At 62.4% G+C, this 7,486-nt stretch carries 6 protein-coding genes and 2 pseudogenes; 5 read left to right on the plus strand and 3 right to left on the minus strand.

The window, feature by feature from the left end; genetic code table 11:
• Window positions 1–261: hypothetical protein (locus EBBID32_RS25385; RefSeq protein WP_037491240.1), on the minus strand; the 261-nt coding region annotated here is incomplete at its 3' end.
• A 3-nt stretch (window positions 262–264) separates the two neighbouring features.
• On the opposite strand from EBBID32_RS25385, the pseudogene EBBID32_RS25390 reads away from it, so the two are divergent.
• Window positions 265–760 (plus strand): annotated as a pseudogene (locus tag EBBID32_RS25390) (IS630 family transposase); the annotation flags it as partial.
• A pseudogene (locus EBBID32_RS24195) lies at window positions 750–917 on the plus strand (IS3 family transposase); the annotation flags it as partial. The pseudogenes EBBID32_RS25390 and EBBID32_RS24195, both read left to right, overlap by 11 nt.
• Before the next feature lie 119 nt (window positions 918–1,036).
• Here EBBID32_RS24195 and EBBID32_RS16145 read toward each other — a convergent pair.
• Window positions 1,037–2,185: an MFS transporter gene (locus tag EBBID32_RS16145; RefSeq protein ID WP_156022592.1), complete on the minus strand. Its 1,149-nt coding sequence runs from the start codon at window positions 2,183–2,185 to the stop codon at window positions 1,037–1,039.
• Between the two features lie 199 nt (window positions 2,186–2,384).
• Here EBBID32_RS16145 and EBBID32_RS16150 point away from each other — a divergent pair, with 199 nt between their 5' ends.
• Genes EBBID32_RS16150 through EBBID32_RS16160 form a run of 3 tightly spaced genes read left to right on the plus strand, consistent with a single transcriptional unit; the run spans window position 2,385 to window position 4,930 of the window.
• Window positions 2,385–2,627 (plus strand): DUF6429 family protein, encoded by a 243-nt coding sequence (locus tag EBBID32_RS16150; RefSeq protein WP_006960637.1) that lies wholly within the window; start codon window positions 2,385–2,387, stop codon window positions 2,625–2,627.
• Window positions 2,628–2,639: 12 nt separating this feature from the next.
• Window positions 2,640–3,416, plus strand: coding sequence for a hypothetical protein (locus EBBID32_RS16155; protein ID WP_006960639.1), 777 nt, complete (start codon window positions 2,640–2,642; stop codon window positions 3,414–3,416).
• Window positions 3,413–4,930, plus strand: coding sequence for a hypothetical protein (locus EBBID32_RS16160; protein WP_006960641.1), 1,518 nt, complete (start codon window positions 3,413–3,415; stop codon window positions 4,928–4,930). Before EBBID32_RS16155 ends, EBBID32_RS16160 begins: the two co-directional genes overlap by 4 nt.
• Window positions 4,931–4,944: 14 nt before the next feature.
• On the opposite strand, the gene EBBID32_RS16165 is transcribed toward EBBID32_RS16160, so the two are convergent.
• Window positions 4,945–7,486: TOTE conflict system archaeo-eukaryotic primase domain-containing protein (locus tag EBBID32_RS16165; protein ID WP_231382221.1), on the minus strand; the 2,542-nt coding region annotated here is incomplete at its 5' end.

A 7,486-nucleotide genomic window follows, 5' to 3' on the forward strand; every position in this document is an offset into this window, starting at 1 on the left:
TGCCGTGCTGCGGCGGCCCGGTTTGGGGTCGCGCCCTCGACGGCGATCCGCTGGCAGGATCAGCGACGCACGACCGGCAACTTTGCTCCCAAACCTCAGGGTGGCGACATGCGCTCGCGCCGGGTCGAGGAGCGGGGAACGGAGATCTTTGCCGTGTGGGAGGCCCGCAAGGACATCTCGCTTGAAGAACTGCGCCTGGCGTTGATCAGGCTCGGCCTGCACGTCTCGGTGGCCGGGCTTCACCGCTTCTTCGTTCGTCATGGCCTGACGCGCAAAAAAGACTGGCCATGCAATCGAGCAGGACCGCCCCGATGTCCTGAAGCAGCGACACGACTGGTTCGATGGCCAGCTCGATCTGGAGCCCGAACGGCTCGTGTTCATCGACGAGACCTGGACCGCGACCAACATGACCCGCAGCCATGGCCGCTGCGCCAGGGGCGAGCGCCTGCGGATGGGCTTCCCGCACGGACACCGCAAGACGACCACACTCGTTGCGGGACTGCGCATGACCGGCATGGTCGCGCCGAAGGTGCTCGACGGGCCGATCAACGGCGACTGGTTCGAAGCCTACGTCGGGCAGGTGCTCGTTCCCGAGCTGCGGCCCGGTGACGTCGTCATCATGGACAACCTGTCAAGCCACAAGCGCGCCTCGGTGCGCGAGCTGATCGAAGCGGCTGGCGCAACCTTGCGCTTCCTCCCGCCCTACAGCCCCGACTTCAACCCAATCGAGAAGGCGTTCTCCAAACTCAAGGCCACACTCCTCGCTCGGCTACGCCACCCCGGCGGCCTTCGCCGCTGACCTCAAAAAGCAAGGGGCTGCTGCGCTCCGCATAGCCGGAGGCTACGCTACGCAGCCCCTTGCTTCACCTGCCCACCTGGGCAACAACAATGCCGAGGCTCTAATCGCAACTGGATGAAAGTTGGGGTGCACGTCAATCACATTCGCTTTGACAATGCCGGCGCAGGATTTGCGTGGCATCGCTGGAAGCCAGCACCGCCCACCCCCGCCTGCCACGCCGATGTCACAGAGCCCCGCTCAGCGACTCGTATTGATCCTGAAAATCAAAGCGGCAGCCAATAGGCTGGCCGGAATGAAAGCAATAACCATCGCCTGATAGCTTCCAAAGCTATCATATATCATCCCCCCGAGAAGCACCCCAAGCCCGCTCGCAAGCGCAATCGCGCTTGATATCGTGCCGAATATTTTTCCGTAATTTCTCAGGCCGGCCAGGCTTCCCGTCAAATAGACGCAAATCTGCAATTTGGTCCCGTTTGAATATCCAACAATAATAAGTGCCGCGACAATCACCATTTCCGTGCGAAATGGATCGAGCAGGAAGATCAGTGCTATTGCCGTCGCCGCGTTTGTTAAGGCCCCTATCAAACCCCCATCAATGCGCTCCATCATCCAACCCGTCACGAGCTTCCCAACAACGCCGGCAATTCCATAAAGGCTGGCAAGTAGGGCGGCGTCACTGCGATTGACACCCATCTCCGTAATCAAGGGAACGATATGCACGATAAAGCAAGAAGCAATGGCCATCATAATGGACGTGGAGATGCCCACCCGCCACAATGCAAGGCTACGTGCCGCCTCTTTCATCGTCATGCCAGGCAATTCCCCAGCAGCCAGCGGCTCATGCGCATCCGCAATTTTTACCTCCACCGACTTCTGCCGGCCTCGGCTCTCGCCCAGGAAAAAGTAGCACAACAGAAAGGTTGGAACACTCCAAATTGCTGCCAGGATCACATAACCTTCACGCCAACCAATATTGTCCACCAGCAATCGCATTAGGGGCGGAACAACTACACTTGAAAAAGCCACCCCGCAGAGCGTGATGCTTAACGCCATACTACGTGCCGCATTGAAGGCGGCCATTACAGCGGCTGTCCAGATTATTACTTTGATTGATGATTCCGCTATCCAGAAAAAACCCCAAAGGATGAACCACTGAGTTGTAGATCCGTTGGCAAGAGAGATCCCCGCGCATCCCAGACCCGCAAGAACAATGCCAGGCAAGGCAAGGTACCTGGTTCCAAATCGATCGAAAAGAGCGCCCACCACTGGAGAAAATGGGATCGCTATCAAGGCGCCAAGAGTGATAACCGCCGTAATCTGCGTCCGACTCCAACCGAACTCATGACTGAGAGGCTGTACGACAAGCCCCAGCGTGTGAGGCGCTATTGTCGGCTGACAAAGTTGACGTCATTGCATCGCACCGTTGAGACGGTGCCGTGCCAAAATTGATGGCCTCATCTTGAGGTCTGGGGGCACTGCGTGATCAGGCGCAACGCAGGCATGGCCTTGGTGGCGAGAACTGGCAAAACAGCCCCGACGATGCTAGCTCCGCAACTCCTGCAGCGACAGTGGCGGCACCAAGCGGATGGACATCGACAACGACAGGATCGACGCTACGGTGCTGGCGCTTTTGTGGCTCAACGTTGAATCCAGCGGCACGGCCTGGAAGGGTTTCGACTGGGCGTCGATGGAACGGCTGCAAGAACGGGGCCTTATCTCAAACCCGGTGGGCAAGGCGAAATCGGTTCAGTTGACATCCGATGGACTGGACAAGGGTGCGCGCCTGTTTCGAGACCTGTTCACGCGCTCCGGCGCCTCCCTCGATTAAGCGAGTTGCCGGATGGACCTGGACCTTGAACTGATCGGCTATCCTGCGGTGCGCGAAGCATTCAATGATGTGCTGCAGCTTTGCGTTGAGCGGCTAGGCAAGTCCGAATTGAAGCTGGCAGAAGAGCTCCTGGGCCTCGCCGAATGCGATGGCATTGCCGCGAATGCCGCAGCGATGCTGGCGGACACGGCGCTCTATTCAGCCAAACAGAAGTCCGGGCCGCATGGTAGCGCACGCCGCGCGATCGACCGCATCGCGCCCCGACTCCCGCTCAAGCGCGATCCGCTGGGGGCGCATATCGCTGCGCGGCTCCCGACCGCACGCTTCTCGGTTTTCCTGGTCGAGCGCATGCATGAGGATGGCGCCGTACTGGCGCGCGATTTGCTCGATGAATGCGCCGCGATCCGCGTCATGGACCGGGCGCTCGCGGCACAGGTTGCCGCCCTTGGCGAATTCGCGATCGCAGGTCGGCTCGTCGATCTCGGCCCCTGGCATATCGGCTTCGGCATCGTCGTGCCGCTGCGCCGAAGCGAGGCGATGGCGATCCGCCTGGGGATCGCGGACGAAGCAGACCTCACAGATGCCCGCGCCACGCTGCATGAACTGGTCTATCCGGCGCATCTGCATGGCCTCGATCTCGTCATGCTGGCGCTGGAGCCGGCCATTACCGCCCTAGCAGACGCGATCGATAAGGGCGACTTGGGCATCGACGACCTCGTCACGGGGCTTGGCGCGCTGCTGCCGGGCAGGCCCGCACCGAAGCAAAAACGCAAAGCCTTTGCGCCATGAGTGATGTCCTGGCGGCACGTCTGAACGCGCTCGATGCCAAGACCCTGGCCACCCTGCTGGCCCGACGCGCCGAAACGGACGAGGCTTTCAGGCTGTGGCTCGAGGCACAGCTGGCGGCGTGGGACGCGCGCGATCAGCTGCTCCCCCTCGATCCGGAACCTTTTCGCCGCCAGGCGGAAGCCCTGCTCGAAACTGCCCGCGCCCTTCGACCCAGGCGGCACTGGGATGATTCCCATTCGGATGTCGATGAAGCCGCACTCGAGGAAGTGATCGGCCAGGCCGAGCCCTTCCTGGCGGCAGGTAACGGCATTGATGCCCTGGCAATCCTGAGGCCGGTCGCAGAAGCTTTGGTCGATACCTGGCCGCGATGCGCGGACTGGGACGAAACTTTGCACGAGTTTTTCCCAGTCCTCGACGCGCTCATCGCTTGGGCTACACTGTCGGGCGACATCGCTGACGAGCGGCGGGATGTCCTGGTCGACGAATTGAGCGATTGGCAGGATCGGATCGCAGAATATGGCGCCGACGATGCCTTCGCCGTCGCCCTCGCCGCCGCCACGCTGGGGTGGGATGAGCCTGGTCTGTCGGACGTCCTCAACGGACGCACAAACGACTGGCCGCAGGGTGGGCAGAACGATTGGTTGAGCGGAAAACTGATCGAAGCTCGGCTTGCCGCGCTGGAGGCAATGGGTCGCACGGAGGGGTTTCTCAACCTCTCCCGCGCCGCCGGGCGCCATTGCAACCATGCCGTGATGTTGGCGAAATGCGGACGCTCCGACGAGGCGCTGGCGATCGCCCATACCCGTTTTCGCGAACCCGATAGCATCTTGCGCCTAGCGCAGACGCTACTTGCCATAGGGCACGACGATGCCGCCTTCGAACTCGCCGAATGGGGGCTGTCACTCTCCGCGGAAGAGCCGGATGCCCATCACGTCCATTCATACAGTAGGCTTGCCCTAACGCGCTGGCTACGCGACACGGCACGAGACGCGGGCCGCACTGCCCTTGCCATCATCGCGGCGAGCGTAGCCTTCGAGAAAAGCCTGTCTCGCGAAGACTACGAGGCGGCGCGAGAGCTCTGTTCGGACGAGGCCTGGCCGAACCTGCGCGAGTCCTTGCTGGCACGGCTGATGGTCGCTGACTACGCACCCGAGCGGATCGACATCCTGCTGGACGAGAACCGGATCGCCGACGCCATCGCCGTGACCGATCGCGAGGTATCGGGACACCAGAGTCCTCACGACACGTCGCTGCTGCGCCTCGCCCGGTCGGCTTGCCACGGCGATCCCGATTGGACGATCGGCTTTGCCTTGCGCCTGGCGAACCCCATCATGACCGAAGGCCGCTCGAACCACTATGATCTGGCCGTTGAATGGCTCGCAGTCGCTGCGCAGGCCCATGCGATTGCCGGCAGGAGCGGGCAATGGCGCGAGTTTCTGGACACATTGATCGAAACCCACCGCCGCAAGCACAAGCTGCGCGGTCTTCTCGAAGTCCTGCGCACTATCCGATAGCCCGCTCAGGCTCGCTATTCCAGCAGATAGCCGAGACTGCGGTAGCCAGACCGCCGCCTGACCGCCATCCGGGCGAGGACCGGCACGGTGCCATCGACATAATCGACGACCAGAACGTCGGCCTTGCCAGCATGCTGGCGATGCAGACGGCCGACATATTGGGCCAGCGTCCCCTTCCAGGAGATCGGCATCGTCAGGAAAAGCGTGTCGAGGCGCGCATCGTCGAACCCTTCACCGACGTAGCGGCCGGTCGCCAGGATGAGGCGCTCCTCTGACACTGGAACGCTGAGCGCTGACTGGCAGTGCTTTCTCTCCGCCGCGGAAAGCCCACCGCACAAGACGGCAATGTGCCTGACGAACGGCGTGAAGCGCTTCTGGAGATAGAGCAGGTGGTCTTTCCGTTCGGTCAGAACGATAGGCGATCGCTTCCGCTCAAGCGCCTGGAGCACGTCGTCGAAAATGAGGTCGTTGCGCTCTTCGTCGACTGCAAGCGCGCCATAGATCGCCGGCATCGGGGGCCTTTCGGCAGCTGCCAGGACCTGCGGCAGTTCGAAGCGCGTGACACGTTCGCGAACGCGGTGGCGGATACCGCGCTCGATTGCCTGTCGGCGCGCATCGACCCGGTGGCGCACCGGTCCGCACTGCATGAAGATAATCGGGTGGTGCCCATCCTTGCGCGCGACCGTGGCCGACAATCCCAGCACAAACCGCGCCCTAGCGCGCCGGGCGACCAGCTCGAAACTGACGGCGGACAGGTGGTGGCATTCGTCGACGATCAGATGGCCGTATCCGGCGACGACATCGTCGACTTCGCCGTTCCTCGCCAGGCTCTGGATCAGCGCCACATCGATCACACCCGTTGGTCTGCGCTTGCCCCCGCCGATCGTGCCGATCAGCTTCGGATCGATCTCGAGAAAGGTTCTCAGCCGCGCCACCCATTGCTCGAGCAGTTCGCGGCGATGGACCAGAACAAGCGTGTTGCAGCCGCGCTCAGCCATCAACGCGGCGGCCACCACCGTCTTGCCGAACGCCGTCGTCGCTGCCAGCACACCGTGGTCGTGGGCGGCAAGATCCGCGAAAGCGCGCTGCTGCGATAGCTGCAGCTCTCCAAGAAACCTGACGGTATCGGGCAATGGCTCGCCCGATTGCTGATGATTTTCCAGGGCTATCTCGATGCCATGGCTGCGGATCAGCGCGGTCAGTTCATCGAGGCAGCCACGTGGCAGCGCCAAATGCTTGGGGTGTAGCTGTGCGCAGGAGATGATCCGCGGCTTGCCGAAAGTCGCCAGGCGCATGGCCTGCGCCCGGTAGAATTCGGGGTTCTGAAAGGCCGCGAGGCGGATGCACCGGGCGACCAGCGCCGATGGCAAACCTGTGCGATCGATATAGATCTGGTCGGCGACCACGATGGTAATAGCCTCGGGCAAGGGCCCCGCAATTGGCACTGACTTTGTCCTACGCGACGGGAGCTGTTTCCAGGGCTCGTCGGCCAAGTCGTCTTCGACCGGCATGCGCACGCCGAGAACGCGGCCGACCGCTTCGGCCTCGCCCGCTATCCGAAAAGCCACTTCCGCCGGATTGCGCGCGAGCGTCGACAGGAAGGCCCACTGATCGTCATAGGGCGTCAGTTCATCGTCGACGAAAACGCTGTTGCCCGCCTTGCGGGCGCGCGCCTGCAGCGGCAGCGCGATCAGATTGCCGAAGCCGCCGAGCGGCATAGTATCCTGGTTGGGGAAGAAGCGGTCGTAGGAAGCAAAGCCGATTTCCGGCCTGCGCTCCATTGTTTCGGTCACCAGCGCAGCACCCAACTGGCGAGCGGTTGCAGCAGGCACCGGTTCGTCGAAGAAGATCCAGACATGCCCGCCGTTGCCCGAACGCGAGCGCTCCAGTGCTGCTGACACCTGCCTCGCGCGGCAGGTTTCGAGAAAGGCGGTGGCGTCCGCTATCCAGTCCTGCTTATCAAAATCGGCGGCCAGGAACCAGCATGTCCCATCGGCCAGCAGCGGATAGACGCCGGCGACGAAATCACCCGAGCGTGTGCTACCGCCGCCCAGGTGCTTGGCGATAACGGCGTCGGATACGCCAATGAACGCCTGATGCGGGCATTGCCCGCATTTGACCTTGGGCTTGGCGCAGATGCCACGTGCCCATTCGTTGACGCAGGCCGGCGAATAGCCAGCTTTGCCCGTATTACGGTTTTCCCAGCGCAGCGGGAAGACATCTGTGCGCCCCCTGAACAGGCTGCAGAACAGGTCGACCTTGGCCGAGGATGGCGATGAGCTGGTTACCGCGGCCCCCGCGAACGGAGCTGATCGCGGGCCTTTCTCGAGCTCCGCCAGTTGGCTCTGAAGGGAAGTGAGGCTCGCCTCAAGCGCGGCCTCCTCGGTCCGCAGTGCGGCCAGACGGCGGCGAACGGCGGCAATTTCGCGTGCGATTACCGCTGGATCGCCGGTCACCGACACCACGGTCTGACGCAGGTGTGACGCGCCATATTTGACGCCATTGCCGAACTCCGTCGAGCCGTTGGCACGCCATAGGGGGCACCTCAAGGTCTGT

Source organism: Sphingobium indicum BiD32 (genome assembly GCF_000382885.1).
Taxonomy (GTDB): domain Bacteria; phylum Pseudomonadota; class Alphaproteobacteria; order Sphingomonadales; family Sphingomonadaceae; genus Sphingobium; species Sphingobium japonicum_C.

Bases quoted from the DNA above. Each gene is read 5' to 3' on its own strand.
- EBBID32_RS16150 (WP_006960637.1), top strand. From the start codon at position 2,385: ATGGACATCGACAACGACAGGATCGACGCTACGGTGCTGGCGCTTTTG.
- EBBID32_RS16155 (WP_006960639.1), top strand. From the start codon at position 2,640: ATGGACCTGGACCTTGAACTGATCGGCTATCCTGCGGTGCGCGAAGCA.
- EBBID32_RS16160 (WP_006960641.1), top strand. From the start codon at position 3,413: ATGAGTGATGTCCTGGCGGCACGTCTGAACGCGCTCGATGCCAAGACC.